General features: G+C 72.1%; 21 protein-coding genes. 8 read left to right on the forward strand and 13 right to left on the reverse strand.

Translation table 11 applies throughout. The features are described from left to right. The first annotated feature begins 17 nt into the window (after positions 1 to 17). From IEX42_RS11450 to IEX42_RS11460, 3 genes are all read left to right on the forward strand, one after another. A complete protein-coding gene (locus IEX42_RS11450) occupies positions 18 to 902 on the forward strand; it encodes a M15 family metallopeptidase (protein ID WP_188779881.1) in 885 nt (294 codons plus the stop codon). Positions 903 to 1,013: 111 nt separating this feature from the next. Continuing rightward, positions 1,014 to 1,922: a Wzz/FepE/Etk N-terminal domain-containing protein gene (locus IEX42_RS11455; protein WP_188779882.1), complete on the forward strand. Its 909-nt coding sequence runs from the start codon at positions 1,014 to 1,016 to the stop codon at positions 1,920 to 1,922. 11 nt (positions 1,923 to 1,933) lie between these two features. Continuing rightward, a complete protein-coding gene (locus IEX42_RS11460; protein ID WP_188779883.1) occupies positions 1,934 to 3,064 on the forward strand; it encodes a pectate lyase family protein in 1,131 nt (376 codons plus the stop codon). Here the strand turns inward: IEX42_RS11460 and IEX42_RS11465 are convergent. Next, the gene (locus tag IEX42_RS11465) at positions 2,998 to 4,287 is read right to left on the reverse strand and encodes an O-antigen ligase family protein (RefSeq protein ID WP_188779884.1); all 1,290 of its coding nucleotides are present in this window, start codon (positions 4,285 to 4,287) and stop codon (positions 2,998 to 3,000) included. The two genes, IEX42_RS11460 and IEX42_RS11465, sit on opposite strands and share 67 nt — an antisense overlap. A gap of 86 nt (positions 4,288 to 4,373) precedes the next feature. Between IEX42_RS11465 and IEX42_RS11470 the strand changes: the two genes are divergently transcribed. Beyond that, positions 4,374 to 5,279 carry a sulfotransferase domain-containing protein gene (locus tag IEX42_RS11470; protein WP_188779885.1) on the forward strand — a complete coding sequence of 302 codons (906 nt, stop codon included), beginning with the start codon at positions 4,374 to 4,376 and terminating at the stop codon, positions 5,277 to 5,279. Positions 5,280 to 6,225: 946 nt separating this feature from the next. Here IEX42_RS11470 and IEX42_RS11475 read toward each other — a convergent pair. Further along, entirely contained in the window at positions 6,226 to 6,822 is a 597-nt protein-coding gene (locus tag IEX42_RS11475) for a hypothetical protein (protein ID WP_188779886.1), read from the reverse strand. A gap of 345 nt (positions 6,823 to 7,167) precedes the next feature. Here IEX42_RS11475 and IEX42_RS11480 point away from each other — a divergent pair, with 345 nt between their 5' ends. Then, a complete protein-coding gene (locus tag IEX42_RS11480) occupies positions 7,168 to 8,409 on the forward strand; it encodes a DUF222 domain-containing protein (protein ID WP_229660805.1) in 1,242 nt (413 codons plus the stop codon). Positions 8,410 to 8,412: 3 nt separating this feature from the next. Here IEX42_RS11480 and IEX42_RS11485 read toward each other — a convergent pair whose 3' ends face one another. From IEX42_RS11485 to IEX42_RS11515, 7 genes are all read right to left on the reverse strand, one after another. After that, entirely contained in the window at positions 8,413 to 9,213 is an 801-nt protein-coding gene (locus tag IEX42_RS11485; RefSeq protein ID WP_188779888.1) for a sulfotransferase family protein, read from the reverse strand. 1 nt (position 9,214) lies between these two features. Continuing rightward, the gene (locus IEX42_RS11490) at positions 9,215 to 9,958 is read right to left on the reverse strand and encodes a sulfotransferase family protein (RefSeq protein ID WP_188779889.1); all 744 of its coding nucleotides are present in this window, start codon (positions 9,956 to 9,958) and stop codon (positions 9,215 to 9,217) included. Beyond that, positions 9,955 to 11,622: a lipopolysaccharide biosynthesis protein gene (locus IEX42_RS11495; protein WP_188779890.1), complete on the reverse strand. Its 1,668-nt coding sequence runs from the start codon at positions 11,620 to 11,622 to the stop codon at positions 9,955 to 9,957. The genes IEX42_RS11490 and IEX42_RS11495 overlap by 4 nt, the downstream gene beginning before the upstream one ends. 90 nt (positions 11,623 to 11,712) lie before the next feature. Then, positions 11,713 to 12,315: a CE1759 family FMN reductase gene (locus IEX42_RS11500; RefSeq protein WP_188779891.1), complete on the reverse strand. Its 603-nt coding sequence runs from the start codon at positions 12,313 to 12,315 to the stop codon at positions 11,713 to 11,715. Positions 12,316 to 12,377: 62 nt separating this feature from the next. Next, positions 12,378 to 13,469, reverse strand: a complete 1,092-nt coding sequence (locus IEX42_RS11505; RefSeq protein WP_188779892.1) for a CE1758 family FMN-dependent luciferase-like monooxygenase — start codon at positions 13,467 to 13,469, stop codon at positions 12,378 to 12,380. Positions 13,470 to 13,535: 66 nt separating this feature from the next. Continuing rightward, positions 13,536 to 13,973, reverse strand: coding sequence for a nitroreductase family deazaflavin-dependent oxidoreductase (locus IEX42_RS11510; RefSeq protein WP_188779893.1), 438 nt, complete (start codon positions 13,971 to 13,973; stop codon positions 13,536 to 13,538). A gap of 103 nt (positions 13,974 to 14,076) precedes the next feature. Then, positions 14,077 to 15,132 carry an NAD(P)-dependent alcohol dehydrogenase gene (locus IEX42_RS11515; RefSeq protein WP_188779894.1) on the reverse strand — a complete coding sequence of 352 codons (1,056 nt, stop codon included), beginning with the start codon at positions 15,130 to 15,132 and terminating at the stop codon, positions 14,077 to 14,079. Positions 15,133 to 15,192: 60 nt separating this feature from the next. Between IEX42_RS11515 and IEX42_RS11520 the strand changes: the two genes are divergently transcribed. Continuing rightward, on the forward strand, positions 15,193 to 15,801 hold the full coding sequence (locus IEX42_RS11520) for a TetR/AcrR family transcriptional regulator (RefSeq protein ID WP_188779895.1): 609 nt from the start codon (positions 15,193 to 15,195) through the stop codon (positions 15,799 to 15,801). A gap of 11 nt (positions 15,802 to 15,812) precedes the next feature. On the opposite strand, the gene IEX42_RS11525 is transcribed toward IEX42_RS11520, so the two are convergent. Together IEX42_RS11525 and IEX42_RS11530 are read right to left on the reverse strand one after the other, a co-directional pair. Continuing rightward, entirely contained in the window at positions 15,813 to 16,712 is a 900-nt protein-coding gene (locus IEX42_RS11525; RefSeq protein WP_188779896.1) for an NAD(P)H-binding protein, read from the reverse strand. 119 nt (positions 16,713 to 16,831) lie between these two features. Continuing rightward, the gene (locus IEX42_RS11530) at positions 16,832 to 17,527 is read right to left on the reverse strand and encodes a hypothetical protein (protein ID WP_188779897.1); all 696 of its coding nucleotides are present in this window, start codon (positions 17,525 to 17,527) and stop codon (positions 16,832 to 16,834) included. A 152-nt stretch (positions 17,528 to 17,679) separates the two neighbouring features. On the opposite strand from IEX42_RS11530, the gene ppdK reads away from it, so the two are divergent. Together ppdK and IEX42_RS11540 are read left to right on the forward strand one after the other, a co-directional pair. Then, the gene (ppdK, locus tag IEX42_RS11535; protein ID WP_188779898.1) at positions 17,680 to 20,385 is read left to right on the forward strand and encodes a pyruvate, phosphate dikinase; all 2,706 of its coding nucleotides are present in this window, start codon (positions 17,680 to 17,682) and stop codon (positions 20,383 to 20,385) included. A gap of 60 nt (positions 20,386 to 20,445) precedes the next feature. Further along, positions 20,446 to 20,619 carry a CsbD family protein gene (locus tag IEX42_RS11540; RefSeq protein ID WP_188779899.1) on the forward strand — a complete coding sequence of 58 codons (174 nt, stop codon included), beginning with the start codon at positions 20,446 to 20,448 and terminating at the stop codon, positions 20,617 to 20,619. Between the two features lie 62 nt (positions 20,620 to 20,681). Here IEX42_RS11540 and IEX42_RS11545 read toward each other — a convergent pair whose 3' ends face one another. Both IEX42_RS11545 and IEX42_RS11550 read right to left on the reverse strand, forming a co-directional pair. Continuing rightward, the gene (locus IEX42_RS11545) at positions 20,682 to 21,389 is read right to left on the reverse strand and encodes a pirin family protein (protein ID WP_229660981.1); all 708 of its coding nucleotides are present in this window, start codon (positions 21,387 to 21,389) and stop codon (positions 20,682 to 20,684) included. Further along, positions 21,386 to 22,024: a bacterial proteasome activator family protein gene (locus IEX42_RS11550; protein WP_188779900.1), complete on the reverse strand. Its 639-nt coding sequence runs from the start codon at positions 22,022 to 22,024 to the stop codon at positions 21,386 to 21,388. Before IEX42_RS11550 ends, IEX42_RS11545 begins: the two co-directional genes overlap by 4 nt. Between the last annotated feature and the right edge of the window lie 13 nt (positions 22,025 to 22,037).

Genomic DNA, 22,037 nt, shown 5'->3' on the forward strand with positions numbered 1-22,037 from the left:
GCCCTAGCATCGCAGTCGTGCGCCCCTCCCGCCTCCTGGTTCTGGCGGCGGCCGTGCTGCTCGCGGCGGCATGCGGGACTCCGGAGGCCGCGTCGGACCACGCCAGCACACCGACGCCGTCGCGCACGCAGCCGCAGACGGCCCCGACCTCGCCGAGCGCGCCGGCCACGACCCCGACCCGAGCAGCACCGCTCGGCACCGTCCCGCCACCGTGGCTCGGCACCAGGGTGCTGGCGACGAACGCGGACGGGTACGTCAGCGCGCGGCCGACACCGCCGGCGCTGCGGAACCGCCGCTTCACGCTGCCCGACCAGCTCGCGGCGCTGCCCGGCAGCGGCTTCGCGTCCCGGGTGGCCGCCCCGGCACCGGCGAGGGTGATCGCCCGCTCGACCTGGCAGCCCGCCTGCCCGGTGGCCGCCGACGACCTGGCCTGGGTGCGGCTGACCTTCCGCGGCTTCGACGGCGAGCGGCACACCGGCGAGCTGCTGGTGAACCGGTCGGCAGCCGACGACGTGGTCGCGGTCTTCCGCAGGCTGTGGCGCGCGGACTTCCCCGTCGAGCAGATGCACGTCACCAGCCGTGCCGAGCTCGACGCGGCCCCGACCGGCGACGGCAACAACACCAGCGCCTTCGTGTGCCGGCCGGTGACCGGCGGGTCGTCGTACTCCGTGCACGCCTACGGCCTGGCGATCGACGTCGACCCGTTCCAGAACCCGTACGTCAAGGGTGACCGGGTCATCCCCGAGCTCGCGACGTCGTACGTCGACCGCTCCCGCTGTCGCCCCGGCATGATCGAGCCGGGCGGCCCGGTGACCAGCGCGTTCGCGTCGGTCGGCTGGGTCTGGGGCGGGACGTACCGCTCGCTGAAGGACCTGCAGCACTTCTCGGCCAACGGCCGCTGAGACCGGCTCGATCAAGGGAAGCGCAGCGCGCTGCCCGGCGGCGCCTCTACGCTGTCCTCGGCCGTCCGGGGCGGCAGCACTGTGATTCCGTGCACGGATCGAGGAGACGTCATGGCCGACCACACCGCCGCGGTACCCGACCAGGGGCCGGGGCTGCTGGACGCGATCCGTCGCTCACCCATCCTGGTCGTCGCGGTCGTGGTCGTCGGCGCACTTCTCGGCCTGGCCTTCACCTTCCTGCGGGAGACCGGGTACTCCGCCCGCGCCGAGGTCGTCGTCGGCACGAACACCGACGTCACGCTCTACGCGCAGGGGCAGAACTCCCAGCCGGGGGCGCGCGCCCAAGCCGCGGCCGTGGCGATGCGTTCCCACGAGCTGGCCAAGGCCGCCAGCGACCTGCTCGACGGCAAGGTGGCCTCGCGCCGGATCGAGCGGACCACGACCGTCGCGCCGGTCCAGGACTCCTCCGTCGTGACCGTCACGGCGCGCAGCGACGACGCGGAGCAGGCGGCGCAGGTCGCGAACGCGCTGGTCAAGGCGTACACCCAGACCAGCGGCGAGGCCGCCGACGCACAGGGGCAGCGCGCCCAGAGCGTGCTCGCGCGTCAGGAGGAGCGGATCCGGACGAAGATCGCGGCGGTCAAGAAGCAGCAGACGACCCGGATGACCCAGGTCGGCCGTGGCGTGCCGGGCGAGGGCGTCGAGCGCGACCGGCTCCTCCAGCTGGCGCTGGGCAACGACGCGGAGTACCAGGGCCTGGTGAACCAGCAGGACCGGCTCTCCGAGACCCTCGAGACGATCGAGACCAGCCAGAGCCAGAACGCGGTCGACACCCAGCTGGTCAGCTCGGGCACGACCACCGTCTACCCGGCCGAGGTGCCGCGCGGGAACCTCGGCGCGACCCTCGTGCGCAACATCCTGATCGGCGCGGTGCTCGGTCTGCTGGTGGGCTCCGTGCTGGCCTGGCGTCGCCTGGACCGCGCAGCCGCGCGCCGCCACGGCTCGCCCGCCGGACGCTAGCCTCGGCCGAGATGACCACCCGGCGTGCAGGCCTGCTGACCCTTGCCGGTCTGGTCCTCGTCGTGCTGGTGGCGTTGCTGGTGGTGGTCGTCGTACGCCACGACCGGGAGCCCCCCGAGGCGGGCCCGACTCCCGCCCCCTCCTCCGCCGCGCCGACCGGCGTGCCGGCGACCGGGTCACCGGCCCAGCAGCGGGCGCTGCTCGCCGAGCGGGTCGGGTACGGCGCCGGCGTCACCGGCGGTGCCGGCGGACGGGTCGTGCGCGTCACCAGCGACGCCGACGACGGGCCGGGGACGCTGCGGGAGGCGGTGCAGGGCGACGACCCGAAGTGGGTCGTGTTCTCCGGCGACGCCTCGATCCGCCTCGACTCAGGGCTGGCGGTGGGGAGCAACACCACCATCGACGGCCGGGGCCGGTCGGTCACCCTCACCGGGCCGGGCACCGACGGGCTCCTGCTGGACGGCGTGTCCAACGTGGTGGTCGAGAGCCTGACCCTGCGCGACTTCGGCGACACCGCGAAGACCGAGAAGAACGACATGCCCGACGCGATCCACCTCGAGGGGGCGAAGGGCGTCTGGATCGACCACAACGACCTCTCGCGCACGGGTGACAAGCTGGTCGCGGTCAGCGGCGGGTCCTCGGCCGTGACGGTGTCGTGGAACCACTTCCACGACCAGGAGCAGACCTTCCAGATCGGCAACCAGGCCACGTCCGAGCAGTCCGCCGACCAGACGGTGACGATCCACCACAACTTCTTCGACCGCAACGGCTACCGGATGCCGGTGATCAGCTACGGCAGGGCGCACGTCTTCGACAACTACTACCTCGACTGGCGGCTGTACGCGGTCCGTGCCGAGCGGCGGGCGCAGGTCTACCTCGAGGACAACGTCTTCGAGGCGGGACGCTCGAAGCGGGCGGTGGTCACCAAGCCCGGCGGGGACGGGTGCAACGACACGCTCACCCGCTGCGACTCCAGCCCCGGCGCGCTGCGGTCCGTCGGCAACGTCGTCGACGGCGCGAAGCGGATCCGCGAGTCCGACCCGGGGTCGGTCTTCGACCCGGCGGCGACCTACCGCTACGAGGCGGAGCCTGCGGGCAGCTCGCTGGCCTCCTCGGTCGAGTCCGGCGCCGGCCCGCGGTAGCCGCCACCACGACGCGGGAGCCACGTCCCCATCAGCGCGAACAGCGTCAGCAGGGCGTACGTCGACTTCTCGTAGTCGGCGTGCCGGGTGCTCAGCGAGAGCACGAAGACACCCAGGAGCACCCACACGACTCGCGTCTCCAGACGGGCGAGTCGGGTCAGCGCCGGGTAGAACGCGGCCACGAGCAGGAGCAGCACCAGGGCCAGCCCGAGGACGCCGAGCTCGGCGGCGGCGGAGAGGAAGGTGTTGTGCAGCCCGCGCCCGGTGAAGAACTGGCCGCTGACCAGGTCCCGCGCGCCGCCCGCACCGGTGCCGAGCACGGGGTGGTCGCGCATGATCCCGAGCCCGATGCCCCAGATGGTGGTGCGTTGGTCCAGCGTTCCGCTGGTCAGCTCGGTCCCGGTGGTCGAGAGCCGGGCGAGCGGCGCGGCGAGCGACTGGCTCAGCGGGACGGCCGCCGCCGCGATCACGACGACGCCGGCGACCACGCCGGACCAGGCGCGCGACGTCAGCCACCCGAAGGTCAGCGGCACGACCAGCAGGGCCACGACCAGCGTGATCAGACCGGCCCGCGACGCGGTGAGCAGGATGCTCACGCAGGCCAGCGGCACGAACAGCCGGTAGACCCACACCATCACCGGTCCGGTGGTCCGCAGCGCGAGGTACCACGCGAGCGGGATACCGATCAGCAGTGCGTACGCGACGTCGCCGGGGCTCGACCCCGGCGCGGTGTAGCGGACCTGGTTGATCCCCGAAGCCAAGGCGCTCCCGGCGATCAGCGCCACGACCACGCACCCGGCGAGCCAGGCCTTCATCAGGGCCAGCACGGTGCGCTCGTCGTCGGTGAACTCCCAGGTCAGCGCGACCATCACGAGCAGCTGGACCATCGTGACCGCCCGCGCCTGGGTCGCCGCCGGCGTGAGCGTCCACCACAGCGACGCCACCACGAGGACCGTCATCGCCAGCACCAGCCCGGTCAGCTCGGCTGGCCGGCGTCTGCGCCCGCCGACGGCCAGGGCGGCCAGCCCGCCTATCGCGAACAGCGCACCGATCCCGCGCGCCAGGCTGGCGGTGCCGCCGATGCGGATCGCGGCCTCCCACGGCAGCGTGAACCAGAACAGCAGCATCAGGCCGCGCGCGAGCCGGCGTACGCCGTCCCGGTCCAGCTCGCGAGGCGACCAGCGCGCCACCCGGAGCAGCCCGGAGTCGGACGCAGTGCTCACCTGGACTCCTGGCGTCGACGGGGGTCCGGCTGGTGCCGGCCAGCGGTGCGGTTCCGCAGCAGGTTAGCCGTCCCTAGACTCGGCTCGTGGCGGAACCGAGCAGTCCGCGCCTGCCGGACCTGGTGATCGCGGGGGTGACGAAGGCGGGCACCACCTCGCTGTTCCACTACCTCGCCCAGCACCCGGACGTCGGAGTTCCCGACGTCAAGGAGGTCGACCACTACGCTCCGCTGGTCGAGGGACGCGAGCCGCCCTCGCTCGAGGCGTACGCCGCCCACTTCGCGGGCAGTGGCGACCGCCGGGTGCTGCTGGAGGCGTCGCCCCGGTACTTCATCGGCGGTCCACCACTGGTCGACCGGCTCGTCGCGGACCTCGCCTCGCCGAAGGTGCTCGTCGTGCTGCGGGACCCGGTGGCGCGGATGTGGTCCAGCTACACGTACAAGCGCAGCAAGGACCGACTTCCCGACGACGTCGACCTGGCGGAGTTCGTCCGTCGCTGCCGCTCGGTCCACGAGCGGGGGCTGGTCCGGGACCCCGGCCACGCGGCGTACCGGACCCTGGCGGTCGGGGTGTACGCCGACTTCCTGCCCGCCTGGCTCGACGGGCTCGGCCCCGACCTGCGCGTGGTCTTCGCCGACGACCTGCGGGAGCCGGTGCCGCTGCTGCGCTCGCTGTGCGAGTGGGTGGGGCTCGATCCCGCGCCGGTCGCCGGGTTCGACCTCTCGGCACGCAACGCGACGTTCCAGCCGCGCAGCCGGGCGCTGCGCCGCGCGGCCCTCGCCGTGAACGAGCGCCTCGGGTCGGTGCTGCCCGACGGCGCTCGCCGCGGGCTGCGCCGGAGCTACCAGCGGGTCAACGCGGGCGCCCTGGCGGAGACCTTCGACCCCGCGGTCCGTGCCGAGCTGGAGGCGTTCTACGCCCCGACCCTGCCGCCGCTGCGCGAGATGCTCGTACGACACGGAGCCACCGCTCTGCCCGCGTGGCTGGGCTGACTCGCCACGACCGGTTCGTGGTGAGGCCCCCGCGATGCCTCGCGAGACCGACGGCGAACCCCGGCCGGGGCCTGAACCGGTGTCGAGACGCAGGGAGGGATGTCAGGGCAACGCCCTGGGGACAAGAGGTCCGGCTAGCACGATTGCAAGGAGCGAGTCTCTTCTCCGCAGACTACGAAGTCGACGCTCCTCTTGAGCACGTGTCGGGTTCCGTTCAACGTGTAGTTGACGACGATGCCGTTGGCCACCGCTCCGCCGGCATCTGACTGCACTACTGCCATCAGATCGACCCCGGGCCACCGTGTCTGCCGGCGCTCGGAAATGGCCGCCCAGGCCGATTCCGATTGTCGGCAGGTCGGTATGCGGAGATGCTTCGATTCTGGCGGTTCGAGGAAGCGGCCCAGCAGTGCCGGGGATTCCTTCTGATTCAGCGACGGTTTACCGACCTTCGCTAGAGCGGTATCGAAGGTGCCGTCTGCTGGGTCTGGATACGCAGCAGCTGATGGATGCGGGTCGATAACGCGTAAGTATGGGGTCACGAGCTTTGGGTCAGGTGTCCCGCTCCCTATTTCGATTGAGGTGATCTGCAAGTCTGCGGCGGGCCTGATCAGGCAGAGATGAGACGCGCCGAAGGTTCCGAAATGCCTCTGCGGGGCCGTCGCGGGTGGCTGCGTGGCAAGGATCGTGCCGTCCAAGATCTGAAGCCGAAGCGGGCCCCCAGCAATCGGTTCTCCATCTGGAGCGGCCTGAAAGGCACACGATGTCGCTGTCCCAGCCATCCCGAGCGCTATCGACGCGACGAGCAGGCTGGCTACTCCTCGTCGCGAAGTAGGCCTCGAGAACTCAGCGGGCGGAGGGCAGCATGTCGCAGCCGAGTTGCGAGACAGCGTCGGTGCCCACACGGTGCTCCGAATCGGCTTCGCCCCACGCTTCTTGCGCAGGGCGCTCAGCCGCGGCGAACGCGAGGCCCCAGAGGGGGGAGTGAGTCGGAGTTGTCGCCGGTGCGGCCGGTGCGGCCGGCCTCGTCGACGAACAGTGTGATCGGGTTGTCGTCGAGGAAGCTTCCGGTGAAAGTGCCTTCGCCTGCACCAACCCGGACCCAGCGCGGGTTTCCGAGGCACGCACGAGGGATGCTGACCTTGACCTGCTTGGCGGCATAGTCCATCGACGACGTCAGCTTGCGGCACTTCACTTCGGTGCCGTTGCGGCGGGCGAAGTAGCGATCGGGCTGCGTCTTGCCGCCGGTAGCGAAGATCACCAGATCGTAGTGGCGGTTGCCGGCGGTCTTGATGTTGAAGACGTGTGTGGCGGGCGAGTTCTCACTGGCCCGCGACATCGCCTGGAAGGTCATGGTCAACTTCACACGGTGCGGACCGTGGAAGGTCTTCAACGACACGATGTCGCCCGCAGTGCGCGTGGGGTCGAGGACACCGCGGCTATCGGAGTCACCGAGGGCGTCGTCGTAGCGCACGACGTCGTTCTTCGCATCCGTGGTGGTGTGGCTCTTCGCCAGCGCCGGTGCCACCGACCCCAGCAGGCTCACGCCCAGCAGCAACGGCGCAACAGTGCGCACAACTCGACGACCAGAGACCACAGCCCGCTCCCCCATTGAGACGCCCGGCCAGCCCAGGCATCCGAACCGTAGAGCCGTCTACCCCCGCGTGTCCCGGTTTCGGCCTTCATGCTGCCGTCTGCGCTCAACCGGCATCGGCGAAGCGGATGCAGTGCGGGGCCGAAGCGCCGTCGCGGCCATTGCCTCGGACACGACAGCGCGCACGGACCTGCAGAGCCTGCTGCCCGGCCTTGCCGCCAGCGACGGCTCGTAGTAGAATCGAACACATGTTCGATAACCGCGACGCTGCGTCCCCCTTCGGTCGAGCAGCCTGCGGTGGTCGAGCTCGTCGAGACCTTCGCCCACCTCGCCACCCTCACCGGGGCCGACCTCACCGACCCCGAGCGCATCGACCAGATCGGCCTCCTGGAGCAGATCAAGTCGGCCGCCAGCGCGGCCCAGGCGCGGATCACGGTCGCCTTCGACGCCAGCCAGCGCTCGCTGGCCGCCGCGCGCGGAGTCCCCGCCGCCAAGCAGGGCCAGGGCGTCGCCGACCAGGTCGCGCTGGCGCGGCGCGAGTCCCCGCACCGCGGCTCGACCCACCTCGGCCTGGCCAGGGCGCTCGTCGGCGAGATGCCGCACACCCTGGCAGCGCTCACCGCCGGGGAGACCAGCGAGTGGCGCGCGACAGTCATGGTCCGCGAGACCGCGGCCCTGTCCGTCGAGCACCGCGCGGTCGCCGCCGAGGCCCGGTCAGCGGGCTACCGTCTCGACCCGCAGTCGCTGATCACCCGGATCAAGCGTGCCGAGAGCGACCGCTGCGTGACGGTGCGCCCGGCGCCGGAGACCATGAGCTACGTGACCGGCACGCTGCCGGTGGCGCAGGGGGTCGCGGTCTACGCGGCGCTCCGCCGGCAGGCGGAGTCCGCGCGGTCTGCGGGTGACCCACGCTCGATGGGTCAGCTGATGGCCGACCTGCTCGTCGCCCGGGTGACCGGCCTCCCCGACGACGGCGACGGCGTGAAGCCGCCGGTCGAGGTGCACCTGGTGATGACCGACCGCACGCTGCTGGGCGACAGCGACGAGCCGGCCGAAGTCGTCGGCGGCGAGCCGCTGCCCGCCTGGCTGGCCCGTCGGGTCGTCTCCGAGGCGCACCGGGCGTGGCTGCGCCGGCTCTGGACGTCCCCGGACTCCAAGGACCTGGTCGCCACCGACAGCCGGCGGCGCGAGTTCACCGGCCAGCTGCGCCAGCTCCTCGTCGTTCGCGACCGCTTCTGCCGCACGCCGTACTGCGGAGCCCCGATCCGGCACGCCGATCACATCGAGCCGCACGCTGCAAGCGGAGAGACGAGCGCGGCCAACGGCGAGGGGCCGTGCGAGCGCTGCAACTACACCCGCCAGGTCATCGGCTGGCGGGCGCTCGCCGAGACCGCCGCCGACGGCGGCCGACACCGGGTCACCCTGGCCACCCCCACCGGCCACACCTACGTCTCCGAGCCGAGCAAGCCACCCGGCGCCGGGCCTCCGATGGGGATCGACCTGGTCGTCGGTGTCAGGTCGGTGGAGTACGCCGCCTGAGCCTCACCCTGCCCGCACCCGGCCTAGCGCGGTGAGGTCGTCGAGGTCGTAGCCGAAGCACGCCGCCACCTCGCGGGCCTCCTCGACCGCCGCAGCGAGCGTGCGGTCTCGCGGCGTCGCCGCCCACCGCTCGGCGTACGCCGCGTCGACGGTGGGATCCAGCTCCACCGGCTCGAAGCCGGGGCCGAGCCCCGCGAGATCGGCGACACCGTCCAGCACGCCCACCGGGTCCCGCCCGAGGTCCTCCCAGCGGAACAGGACCCGCGAGGAGACGTGCGGCAGGTCCTCGAGCAGCAGGCGGTGGGCGGCGGTCCAGTGCCGCAGGGTCCCGCCCAACGGGGCGGCCCGCCCGAGCCGGCGACGCCAGAAGCCGGTGGCGAGCTTCTGCGTCGCGAGCGCGACGGCGGCGGGGTGACGTACGACGACGACGAAGCGCGCGTCGGGGAACAGGCCCTGCAGGTAGCGCATCCGGATCAGGTTGGGCGGGGACTTCTCGATCAGCACCCGACGGTCGTCGGGCCAGACGCGCGCCCACTGCGCGAAGAGCCGGCGGGCGTCGCCGGGCGACGCGTCGGACTCGGTGAGGTGGGAGCGCGGGTCGTGGGCGAAGCGTCCGGGGCCGCCGTGACGTCGCGCGGTCGGGAACACGTCCTGCAGGTGCTGGCCCTCGTCGTGCGGTGCGGTGGTCCCCAGCAGCGCGCCCACGTCGGGGTGGGTCGCCATGGTGGCGTGCAGCTGGGTCGTCCCGCTGCGGTGCAGCCCGCTGATGAAGACCAGGGTCCGGTCGTCCCAGGGCTCGCCCACGTCAGTAGCCCAGCTCGCGCGCGAGCGGCCGGGAGAGAAGCCGGGAGGTGGTGGCGAGCAGCGGGTCGAGCTTCTTCTTGGCGGTCGACCCCTGGCGGCGCTGCTGGGTACGTCGCCAGTAGCGGTCGGGCACGTCGTGCGGCCGGCTCTCGAAGTCGAGGACCGCGTCGTCCCACGGCTCGCCGAGGAAGTCCAGCAGCGCGCGCATGGTGCCCTCGCGGTCCGCGACGAGCGCCTCGTAGCGCAGCTCGTGGTACTGCCCCGGGCGCGCCTGCTCGCCTGCGCTCCGTGCGGCGCGGACGTACTGCTTCCACTTCACCGGCGCCTTGAGCGCCGACCGGTAGCCGAAGGCCGTGCGGTGCGAGGCGACGACGTCGCGAGGGTCGCGGATCACGTGGACGACCTGCGCGTCGGGGAACAGCTCCCAGACGAAAGGCAGGATCAGCGCGTACAGGGGGCTCTTGTCCGCCCACCGCCGCTTGCCCTTGGAGGCGGCGTAGTCGCGCTGGACGGAGCCGAAGTACTCCCGGGTCTTCGCCAGCCAGGCCTCGCGAGGCGGACCGAAACGGGCCAGCCGCTCCCAGCTGTCGCCGGTGATCGGCTCCATCCAGGACAGGAACCGGGTCTCGGGCCCGCACGCGATGTCGGGGTGGGAGTCCAGCATCAGGCGCAGCACGGTGGTGCCGGAGCGCTGGCAGCCGACGACGAAGATCGGCGATCCGGGTGCGGGCGAGGAGTCGCTCATCCGAGCTCGCCCCCCACGCGGGTCTCCGCGTGCTCGTCGGCCGCGAGACCGGCCAGCCGGTCCGCGGGGGCGTCGGGCGGCTGCACCGTGCGCAGCGAGGACGCGTACGCCCCGCCGAGCACGCGGCCGAACCAGCGGCGCATCGTGCCGGGGAGCGTGGCGTGCAGCTCGACGCCGAGCCGTGCCAAGGGGCGCAGCAGCGCGGAGCGCGGCGCGAGGCGTACCAGCATCAGGCACACGAGGATCGCCAGCGGCCACGCCACGGCGACCTCGACCGCGGGCGGCGCGTCGGCCGGCGCGAGAGCCCAGCGGGCACCGAGGCCGATGGCGCCGGCCGCCACGGCCGGCGCGAGCGCGGGGAGGTGGGCGGCGGCGAACTCGCGCCACCGCATCTCGATCAGCCGCAGGCACAGCTGGGCGGAGTACGCGTAGTTCAGCCCGAGGGCCACGAGCACGCCGACGGCGACCCCGTGCAGACCCCAGCGCTGACCGACGTACGCCCCGACGAAGACGAGGACGGCGAAGACGGTGTTGCGCACCGCGCGCCGGTAGACGGCGCCCCGCGCCTTCATCAACGCGTCGGTCAGCTTGGAGGTCGTACGGAACAGCAGGCCGAAGATGATGATGTCGAAGGCGGCACGCAGCGGCAGCCACTGGTCGCCGAGCAGCAGCCGCACGAGCGGCTCGGAGGTGGCGGCGGCGAGCACCGAGACCGGCAGCGCCAGCGCCGTCAGCACCCCGACACCCATGCCGAAGACCCGGCGCAGCGTGCGCAGGTCGTCCTGACGTGCGGCCATCGCGGGGAAGAGCACCTCGTTGGCGACCTGCCCGAAGAGGTTCGCCGGCATCTGCACGAGCTGGTACGCGCGCCCGTAGAACCCGAGCGCGGCCGCGCCGAGGTAGCGCCCGACGACCACGTTGTCGACCTGGGTGGCCGCCCAGCTGGCGATCCGACCGAGGGTCAGACCTGCGCCGAAGTTGAGCAGCTCGCCGGCGACGCGGCGCTCCAGCGACGGGCGGTACGGGTAGGGCGCCAGCACGGTGACCAGCAGCGCGCGCATCGCGCTCTGGCCGAGCTGGCCCCACACGATCGCCCACGGTCCGAAGCCGAGCAGCGCCAGGGTGACGGCGACGCCGCCGTACCCGACGGCGTACGAGGCGAGCTCGGCCCCGGCGAGCCGGCCGAAGTGCAGCCTGCGGGAGAGCAGGAAGTCGCTGAGGGTCAGGCCGTTCAGCACGAACATCACGGCCAGCACGCGCAGGATCGGCACCAGGCCGTCGAGCCGGAGCAGGTCCTCGATCGCCGGAGCGAGGACGAAGACGAGGGCGAAGGAGATCAGCCCGGTGAGCACCGAGAGCGTCCAGCCGACCCGCATGTGGGCGACGGTGAGCTCGGCGCGCTGGATGATCGCCTGCCCGACGCCGCTCTCGGCGATCGCCGTCGCCAGGAAGACGATGATCAGGGCGCCGGAGACGACACCGAAGTCCTCGGGGGTGAGCAGCCGGGCGAGGACGGTGAGGAACCCGAGCTGCAGCAGCGCCTGGCCGCCGGTCGACGCGCCCATGACGACCATGCCGTGCGCCGTCCGGGCGCGCAGGCTCCGGTCACCGCGGCCGAGGTCCGGCTCCCTGCGGCGGCTCCCGGCGCGAGCGGTCCTGGCCACGAACCGGAGCATAGAGGGGTGCGGGCCGCACCGCTCCGGCGTGGCGACGGACGGTCGGTCCGCGCGCGGGTGGTCTGGACCGTCGGTGGCTCAGCCGCGCAGCAGGGTCTCGAAGTCCGGCAGGTCGTCACCGAAGGCGACCGGGTCGCCCTTCTCCGGCCGGGCGAGGACCGCGTCGGCCAGCTCCGCCCCGGCGCGCTCGATGCGCGGGCCGAGGTCCGCGTCGTTGCCCCAGTCGTCCGAGGCCGCGAACACCGCGGTCGGCACCACGCTCGCGCGCAGGTAGCCGAACAGCGGACGCAGCGCGTGGTCGAGCACCAGGCTGTGGCGCCCGGTCCCGGCGGTCGCGCCCAGCAGCACCGGCGTACGGCTCAGCGCGTCGCGGTCGAGCACGTCGAAGAACGACTTGAACAGCCCGGAGTACGACGCCGAGAACACCGGCGTCACCGCCACCACGCCGTCGGCGGCGGCCAGCGCCGCCTGGGCGTCGGCCAGCTCGTCGGCGGCGAAGCCGGTGAGCATCGCGTTGGTGATCTCGTGCGCGACGGCGCGCAGCTCGACGGTGCGTACGTCGACCTCGACACCACGGCTGCGCAGCGTGTCGGCAGCCGCCTCCCCGAGCCGGTCCGCGAGGAGCCGGGTCGAGGAGGGGTCGGAGAGCCCGCCGGAGACGACGACCAGTCGGCGGCTCATTGCGGGGTCCCCGCGGCGTTGCTCGGAGGAGCGAAGCGGGAGAGAGGAACGTCGTGGGGTACTCATGCGAGGACCTCCTCGGCGGGAGCGGGAGCGACCCGCGGGTGGACCGGCGGGTCGGACGGGACGTGCTCGGGGCGTACGGCCTCGAAGGCCGGCCGCAGCTCGGCGACGACCTCGCCCAGCAGGTCGAGCTGGTGCAGGACGGTGTCCAGCGGCAGCCCGGCGTGGTCGATGAGGAACAGCTGGCGCTGGTAGTCGCCGACGTACTCGCGGAAGGAGAGCGTGCGCTCGACGACCTGCGCCGGCGAGCCGACGGTCAGCGGGGTCTGGGAGGTGAACTCCTCCAGGGAGGGCCCGTAGCCGTACACCGGCGCCTTGTCGAAGTACGGGCGGAACTCCCGCACCGCGTCCTGCGAGTTGCGGGCCATGTAGACCTGACCGCCGAGCCCGACGATCGCCTGGTCCGCGCGACCGTGCCCGTAGTGCTCGAAGCGCCTGCGGTAGAGCCCCACCATCTGCTCGGTGTGGCTGGCCGGCCAGAAGATGTGGTTGGCGAAGAACCCGTCGCCGTAGTACGCGGCCTGCTCGGCGATCTCCGGGCTGCGGATCGAGCCGTGCCACACGAACGGCGGCACCCCGTCCAGGGGCCGTGGGGTGGAGGTGAAGCCCTGGAGCGGCGTGCGGTGCTTGCCCTGCCAGTCGACGTTCTCCTCGCGCCAGAGTCGGTGCAGCAGCGCGTAGTTCTCGATCGCCAGCTCGATGCCGTCGCGGATGTCGCGACCGAACCAGGGGTAGACCGGGCCGGTGTTGCCGCGTCCGAGCATCAGGTCCAGCCGGCCGTCGGCGAGGTGCTGGGTGTACGCGTAGTCCTCGGCGAGGCGCACCGGGTCGTTGGTGGTGATCAGCGTCGTCGCGGTGGACAGCGAGAGCGTCGAGGTCCGGGCGGCGACGTTGGCCATCAGGACCGGCGGGTTGGCCGGCGCCGCGAACGGCGGGTTGTGGTGCTCGCCGAAGGCGACCACGTCCAGCCCGACCTCCTCGGCCTTCTCGGCGATCGCGACCGTGCTCTTGATTCGCTCGTGCTCCGACGGAGTCCGGCCGGTCGTGGGGTCCTGCGTGACATCACCGACGGTGAAGATGCCGAACTGCATGGTGCGCCTCCCGACTAGGTAGTTGACGACTCAACTACAAGGGGCCTCGCTGTGTTCCCGGCCCGGTCAGTCGCGGGGCTCGAGCACGAACAGCGGGATCTCGCGATCGGTCTTCGTCTGGTACTCGGCGTACGTCGGCCAGGTCGCGACCGCGTGCTCCCACCAGTCGGCCCGCTCGGCGCCCTCGAGCCGGCGCACGGAGTACGTCGCCTTGTGCCCGCGGTCCTGCAGGTCGACCTCCGGGTGGGCCACGAAGTTGTGGTACCACTCCGGGTTCTCGTCGGCACCGCCCTTGGACGCGACCGCGAGGTAGGAGCCGTCCCGCTCCACCCGCATCACCGGGTTCTTGCGCAGGTTGCCCGACTTGGCGCCGATCGAGGTGATCACGACGACCGGGTAGCCGCCCAGCTCGCCCCCCTCGCGCCCGTCGGTCGCCTCGTACTCCGCGACGTTCTCTCGCACCCACTGGGTCTTGCTGGGGACGTACGTTCCGCTCAGTGTCATGTCCGGGCAACGAGCAGACCCCGCGCAGGATTCCGTCGCTGGTGCCGGAGGTCACCCGGATCAGCGCCCGAGGATGCGTGCGTCCGGCGCCGGAAGCACGCCGCTAGGACGACCGGTCCCGGCCGAGCGTGCGCAGGTCGAGCACGAAGCGCCAGCGCACGTCGGACGCGCGCAGCCGGCGTTGCGCCTCCTCGTGCGCCGAGGCCGGCAGCAGCTCGACCTCTGCGGTGATCGCGTGATCGGCGGCGAAGGCCAGCATCTCGCGGGTGCTGCGGACACTGCCGGTGCCGGAGCCGGTGAGCTGGTGCCGGCCCCACCGCAGGCTGAACGACGAGACGTCGATCCGCTCTGCGATGCCGAGCACACACATCGTCGCGCCGATGCGGAGCGTGTCCAGGTACGGCGAGGGGTCGTGGCTGCCGGACCCGGTGTCGACGACGAGGTCCAGGGTGCGGCCGCGCGCCTGCATCGAGGCCGTGTCGGAGGAGACCACCACGTCGTGGGCGCCGAGCGCGCTCGCCGCGTCCACCTTGGTCGGAGACGTCGTGAAGACGGTCACGTGCGCGCCGAGCGCGACGGCGAACCTGATCGCCAGGTGACCGAGACCTCCGAGACCGACGACGCCGACCCGGGAGCCGCGCCCGACGGCGTAGTTCCGCAGCGGCTCCCACACGGTGACCCCTGCGCACATCAACGGCGCGGCCGCCGCGGCGTCGAGTCCGGCCGGCAGCCGGTGGACGAAGCGGGAGCGGGCGACCATCTCGCCGGACCACCCGCCGCAGGTCACGGTGCCGTCGCGGCGATCGGTGCCGCCGTACGTCGGCGTGGGGAAATGGCGGCAGTAGTTCTCCAGCCCCGCTCGACACTCCTCGCACTCCCCGCACGAGTCGACGATGTTGCCGACCGCCACGAGGTCGCCCGGCCGGAGATCGCTCACCCCCGGGCCGACCGCACTGACCCGCCCGGTCATCTCGTGCCCCGGGACGAGCGGGGTGTCGTGGGAGTGCGCGTGCTCGATCGCGTGCAGGTCCGAGGCGCACACCCCGCAGAACCACACGTCGAGGGCGACGTCGTCGTCGCGCAGGTCGCGGCGACGGATCGTCTCCACCGAGGCCGACGGGTGGGCGCTGTCGAACAGCAGGGCGAGGGTCTCGCGCATCGGCTACTCCTTAAGGCAGTAGTGCCACTATGGCACAACTGCCAATGGCACACTCGTGCCGTGCCCCCACCGCCGACGATGAGACAGCGACGTCGCAGACAGAGCGAGGGGGAGATCCGGGACGCGGCGATGGAGCTGTTCGCTCGCCAGGGCTACGCCGCGACGACCATCGCGCAGATCGCCGACGCCGCTGGCGTGTCTCCGCGGACCTTCTTCCGGTACTTCCGGTGCAAGGAGGACGTGGTGGTCGACTCGCCCGTGGGCTACGGAGCCGACCTCGCCCACGCACTCGCCGAGCGTCCCCCCGGAGAGCCGGTCTGGGAGGCGACGGCAGCGGCGCTGAGGATGCGCACGCGGCGCTGGCAGGAGCGACCGGCGGACGCGCACGCCGTCGTGGACCTGCTCACGGGAGAGACCGAGCTCGCCGCGAGGATGACCGGCAAGACCGACGAGTGGACGACAGCCCTCGCTGCGGCGGCCCGGGAGCGCCTCGACCCTCCGGAGGACACCCGTGCGCTGCGCGCCAGAAGCATCGTCGGGGCGGTGGTCGCCTGCCTGGATGCCGCGTTCGGTGAGTGGCAGCGGAGTCCGGGCGCGGACCTCGACCAGCTCTTCGACCTCTCGCTGGAGACCGTCGCCGACCGCGAGGACGGTTCCCGCGGCCGGTGACGCCGCGTCGGCTAGATCGCGTCCTGGCGGTCGTCCTCGACGGCGCGGCGGACGCACTCCTTGTACGTCGCCGGCTCGAAGGGGACGACCTCGCGGATCGAGTCGTCCTCGACGACGACCTCGGTGCCCATCGAGTCGATGAGGTTGCGTCCGGTGGTGGCGTCGACGTCGGTGACCAGGCCCAGCCAGTGCGAGGACAGCCGCGGGGTCAGCACCGGCACCTTGAGGATCGGCAGCTCGCGACCGTGCATGACCAGCGCGGCCTGCTGCAGCATCTCGGCGTACGTCAGCACGTCGGCGCCGCCGATCTCGAAGGTCCGCCCGATCGCGTCCTCGTTGCCGGCCACCCCCACGAGGTACGCGACCACGTCGTCGATGCCGATCGGCTGGGTCCTCGTGCCGGCCCACTTGGGGACGACCATCACCGGCAGGTTCTTCACCAGCTGGCGGGTCATCTCCCAGGAGATCCCGCCCTTGCCGACCACGATCGCGGCCCGCAGCACCGTGACCGGCACGGCGCCGTCGGCGAGGATCTGCTCGACCTCGCGCCGCGACCGCAGGTGCTCCGACAGCTGGCCGTGGGCCTCGTCGCCGAGCCCGCCCAGGTAGACGACCTGTCGTACGCCGGTCGCCTCGGCCGCCTTGGCGAAGGTGCGCGCAGCCTCGGCGTCCTTGCGGGCGAAGTCGTCGTCGTCGAGGGAATGGACGAAGTAGTAGGCGACGTCGGCGCCCTCCAGCGGCTCGGTCAGCGACCCGCGGTCGCCGACGTCGCCGTAGACGGCGCGGGCCGGCCCGTCGTACTCCTCGGGCCGCCGGGTCATCGCGACGACGTCGTGCCCGGCGTCGAGGAGGGCGGGGACCAGTCGCTGTCCGACGAAGCCGGTGGCCCCGGTGACCAGGATGCGCGCCATGCGCTCAGCCTAGGTGGCGCCGTCGTGGTCCCACGGTCCCCGAGGGGGTGGAGTACGGCGACGGCGCCCGGGCTCCCCGCAAGGGAGTCCGGGCGCCGCCGGCTCGGGGCCTCGGGTGGTCAGTCGCCCGGGGTGGTGCTCACCGTGATGGTGGCGGTGCCGACCAGCAGACCGGCCTTGACGGCGTCGGTCTTGAACGTCTTGTTCAGCAGCGGGGCGGCCACGGGGGAGATCTCCACCTTGGTGCCCTGCAGGGTCGCGGTGCCGTCGCCGGTCTTGAGCGGGTTCAGCGTCCGGCCGTCGAGGGTGAACAGGTACGCGCTGGTCACGGCGGTCTTGCCGTTGACCGAGACGTCGCCGTAGACGCGCGAGACGCCCGGGTCGACGTTGAAGTTGGTCAGCTCGACCTTGGTGCCGCCGGCGCTCAGCGAGAGACCGGAGCCCTCGTGCTGGACCTGGCCGATGACGTACGGCGAGACGGTGCCCGGCTCGAAGTAGGTCACGTTGCCGCCGGTGATCGGGAAGATCAGCGAGCCGTTCTGCAGCTTCGCGGTGCCGACGGTGCCCGGCGTGAGCTTGAGGGAGGTCAGCGCGTCGGTGAAGCCGCTGTCCAGCTTGATGGCGGTGGTGTTGCCCGTCAGCGAGTCGATCGAGGCGACCGGCTTGGGAGCGGACTGGGTCTGGCTCGAGGACGAGCTCGAGCTCGACGCGCTGGCGTCGCTGCTGTCGTCGGAGGAGCCGCAGGCCGCGATGGCGGGAACGGCGAGCATCGCGAGAGCGGCGCCGGTGGCGAGACGCTTGCGGGTGGAGAACATCGTGAGATCACATCCTTGGTCGGCTCGAGGAATCTCCCCGCAACCATGAGGAGTTCGCTGCGAGCGCGCTCGCGGTTTGGTCTGCGGCACACGCGCGTCCTGAGCGCACGACGTGGTAGTCATTCCCCAACACCGCACCCCTAGGAGGAGTCGTGGCGACCTACGTCTACCGGTTCAGCGAGGGCGACAAGGACCAGAAGGAGCTGCTCGGCGGGAAGGGGGCGAACCTCGCCGAGATGACCAACCTCGGTCTGCCGGTGCCGCCCGGCTTCACGATCAGCACCGACGCGTGCCGGGCGTACCTGTCCAAGGGCACGGTGCCGCGAGCGGTGTACGTCGAGTCCAACGTGGCGATGCGCGAGGTCGAGGAGGCCGTGGGTCGGGAGTTCGGCGACCCGAAGGACCCGCTGCTGGTCTCGGTGCGCTCGGGGGCGAAGTTCTCGATGCCCGGGATGATGGAGACCGTCCTCAACGTCGGGCTCAACGACGAGACGGTCGAGGGCCTGGCCGCCCAGGCCGGTGACGAGCGCTTCGCGTGGGACTCCTACCGCCGCCTGATCCAGATGTTCGGCCGCACGGTGCTGGGGATGCCCGGAGAGCCGTTCGCCAAGGTCCTCGAGGATCGCGAGGCGGCCAGCGGCGCGGGCACCGAGGTGGAGCTGGGCGCCGAGGACCTCAAGGCCGTCGTCGAGGAGTTCAAGGCGCAGGTCCGCGAGCACACCGGCGAGGACTTCCCGCAGAACCCGCGGACGCAGCTGGAGATGGCGATCGAGGCCGTCTTCGCCTCCTGGAACACCGAGCGCGCCCGGCTCTACCGCCGCCGGGAACGGATCCCGCACACGCTGGGCACCGCGGTCAACGTGGTCTCCATGGTCTTCGGCAACATGGGGGAGACGTCCGGGACCGGCGTGTGCTTCACCCGCGACCCCTCCACCGGCCACTCCGGCGTGTACGGCGACTACCTGCAGAACGCGCAGGGCGAGGACGTCGTGGCGGGGATCCGCAACACGCTCGCGCTGGCCGACCTGGAGAGGATCGACAAGAAGTCGTACGACGAGCTGCGCCGGATCATGCGGCGCCTGGAGACCCACTACCGCGACCTCTGCGACATCGAGTTCACCATCGAGCAGGGCAAGCTGTGGATGCTGCAGACCAGGGTCGGCAAGCGGACCGCGGGGGCGGCCTTCCGGATCGCCTGCCAGCTCGAGGACGAGGGCCTGATCACCACCGACGAGGCGCTCGCGCGGGTCACCGGCGCCCAGCTGTCGCAGCTGCTCTTCCCGCAGTTCGACCAGCACGCCGACCGTGAGCTGCTCGGCAAGGGTCTGGGCGCCTCCCCGGGCGCGGCCGTCGGCGGCATCGTCTTCGACAACGCGCAGGCCTCGGAGGAGAAGGCGAAGGGCAACGACGTGATCCTGGTCCGCCGCGAGACCAGCCCCGAGGACCTTCCCGGCATGGTCGACGCGCGCGGCGTGCTGACCAGCCGCGGCGGCAAGACGTCCCACGCCGCGGTCGTCGCTCGCGGCATGGGCATGTGCGCGGTCGTCGGCGCGGAGTCGCTCGGCGTCGACGAGGCGGCGGGCGTGCTGCGCGTGGGCGACACCGAGCTGCACCGGGGCGACACGATCGCGATCGACGGGTCGACCGGAGAGGTGTTCGTCGGCGAGGTGCCGGTCGTCGACTCACCGGTGATGACCTACATCGCCGACGGGCTCGACGCCGCCCACGCCGCCGCCGAGGGCGACGAGGAGACCCTCGAGCTGGTCGACGCGGTGCACCGTCTGCTCAGCCACGCCGACGACGTACGCCGGCTCCGGGTGCGCGCCAACGCCGACACCGGCGAGGACGCCGAGCGCTCGCGCAAGCACGGCGCCGAGGGGATCGGGCTGTGCCGCACCGAGCACCAGTTCCTCGGCGAGCGCCGCGTGCAGATCGAGCAGGTCGTCCTGGCCGACACCGCCGAGCAGCGCGAGGCCGCCCTCGCCGAGCTGCTGCCACTGCAGGAGCAGGACTTCACCGAGCTGCTGCGGGCGATGGACGGGCTGCCGACCACGATCCGGTTGATCGACCCTCCGCTGCACGAGTTCCTGCCCGACCTCACCGAGCTGTCGGTCAAGGTCGCCGTGGCCAAGGAGCGCGGCGAGAGCGATCCCCACGACGTGGAGCTGCTCGCCGCCGTGGAGCGGATGCACGAGGCCAACCCCATGCTCGGGCTGCGGGGCGTACGCCTCGGGCTGCGGCTGCCCGGGCTCTTCGCCCTGCAGATCCGTGCGATCGCGAAGGCCACGGTCGACCTGCGTGCGGAGGGCCTGGACCCGCGCCCGGAGATCATGGTCCCGCTGATCGGCTCGCAGCGGGAGCTGCAGCTGGTCCGCGACGAGGCGGAGGCGGTCCTGGCGGAGGTCGGCGAGGAGAGCGGTCAGAAGCTCGATCTGCCGATCGGCTGCATGATCGAGCTCCCCCGCGCCGCGCTGACCAGCAGCCGGATCGCGGAGGAGGCGGACTTCTTCTCCTTCGGCACCAACGACCTGACCCAGACCGGGTGGGGGTTCTCGCGCGACGACGTGGAGGGCGCGTTCTTCGCGACGTACCTCGACAACGGCGTGCTGACGATCAGCCCGTTCGAGACCCTGGACGCCGACGGCATCGGCAAGCTGGTCGAGGCCGGGGTCGAGGGCGGTCGCGCGACCAAGCCGTCGCTGAAGATGGGGGTCTGCGGGGAGCACGGTGGCGACCCGGAGTCCATCCACTTCTTCCACCGGGCCGGGCTCGACTACGTCTCCTGCTCACCGTTCCGGGTGCCCGTCGCGCGGCTGGAGGCCGGCCGCGCCACGATCCTGCCCGAGGGTGTCGAGTAGTAGTCCCCTTGGCCCGCACGGGTGCTACCGCTGCGCGGTACCGCGTGCTTTGATCGAAGCATGGGACTGGACGACAAGATCAACAACTCCAAGGAAGACCTGACCGGCAAGGCGAAGGAGGCCGTCGGCAACGCCACCGACGACGACGAGCTGAAGGCGCAGGGCAAGGGTGACCAGGCCAAGTCGAGCCTGAAGAAGGCCGGCGAGAACATCAAGGACGCCTTCAAGAAGTGATCTGTCCGGGCGAGGGCCCGCCGCCGACCCGGCGGCGGGCCCTCGTCACGTTCGAGGCCGGTTCACGGCAGCGCCCAGACCACGAGCGACACCGCCTGCGACGCGTCCGGGGACACCGAGACGCTCGCCTCGGTCACCGACCTCATCCGGACGGCGTCACCGTCGCGGAGCTCGGCGTCCTCCCCGTACGACGTCAGCGTCGCGGTCCCCCCGACGACGAGCACGTGCAGGGCGGGCGCCTGCGGCAACCGGGTCCGTTCCCCGGGGGAGACCTGACCGAGGTGCAGCCGGGCCGCTGTCCCCGGGCCGAGGTCGACCGGCCGCAGCACTTCGCCCCCGGCGACCAGCGCCCCGCCGAGCCGCTCGTACGACGGGTCGAGCCCGGGCGTGCTCGGGCGCAGCCAGCTCTGCACGAAGCGGGTCGTCTCCTCGGCGTCGGCCGAGATCTCGCTGTGCTCGACTCCGCTGCCCGCCGTCAGTCGCTGCACGTCCCCGGGGCCGAGGAGCGCGTCGCCGACGTCGGAGACGTGGTGCAGCCGGCCCGAGAGGACGACGGTGACGATCTCGTGCTCCGCGTGCCGGTGGGTCGCGTACCCCGTTCCCGGCGGCAGCCGCTCGTCGTTGAGCACGACCAGCGGCCCGAAGCCGGTGTTCTGCGGGTCGTAGTGCGCGCCGAAGGAGAAGGAGTGCCAGGTCTCACGGCCCTCGTCCCGGGTGCAGGAGCGGTCGGCGGCGCGGCGTAGCTCGAGGTCCCCGGGGGAGTGGTTCAGAGGTACATCCCGCCGCGACCGGCGCCCTCGTCCGGCTCCGGCTGGCCGGGCGCACCGGGCTGCTGCCCGGGCATACCCGGCTGCATCCCCGGCACCTGTCCGGCCGGCAGCGCTCGGCGCATCTGCTCCAGCTGGGCGCGGGCCGCCATCTGCTGGGCGTAGATCGCCGTCTGGATGCCGTGGAAGAGCCCTTCGAGCCACCCGACCAGCTGGGCCTGGGCGACGCGGAGCTCGGACTCGCTGGGGATCTCGTCCTCGAACGGGGCGACCAGCCGGGTCAGCTCCTCGTCGAGCTCGGGGGCCAGACCGTCCTTCAGCTCGTCGAGCGAGGTGTGCAGGATGCCGGCCAGCCGGGTGCGGCCCGCGTCGTCGAGCGGGGCCGCCTTCACCTCCTCGAGCAGCTGGCGGATCATCGAGCCGATCCGCATCACCTTCGCCGGCTGCTCCACGAGGTCGGTGAGCCCGCGGCCGTCGTCCTCGCCCCCGTCCTCGGGGGTCTCCTGCTGCGCGGCGAGCTCGGCGATCCGCTCGACGTCCTGGCCGGTGACCCGGCTCAGCTCCTCGGCGCTGACCGGTCGGCCGTCCGGCCCGACCACCACGATCCGCTGTCCCTCGTCGGGCGTCTGCTCGCTCATGCGCTCCACCCTA

It is taken from the genome of Marmoricola endophyticus (assembly GCF_014644415.1).
In the GTDB taxonomy this organism is placed as follows: Bacteria; Actinomycetota; Actinomycetes; order Propionibacteriales; family Nocardioidaceae; genus Marmoricola; species Marmoricola endophyticus.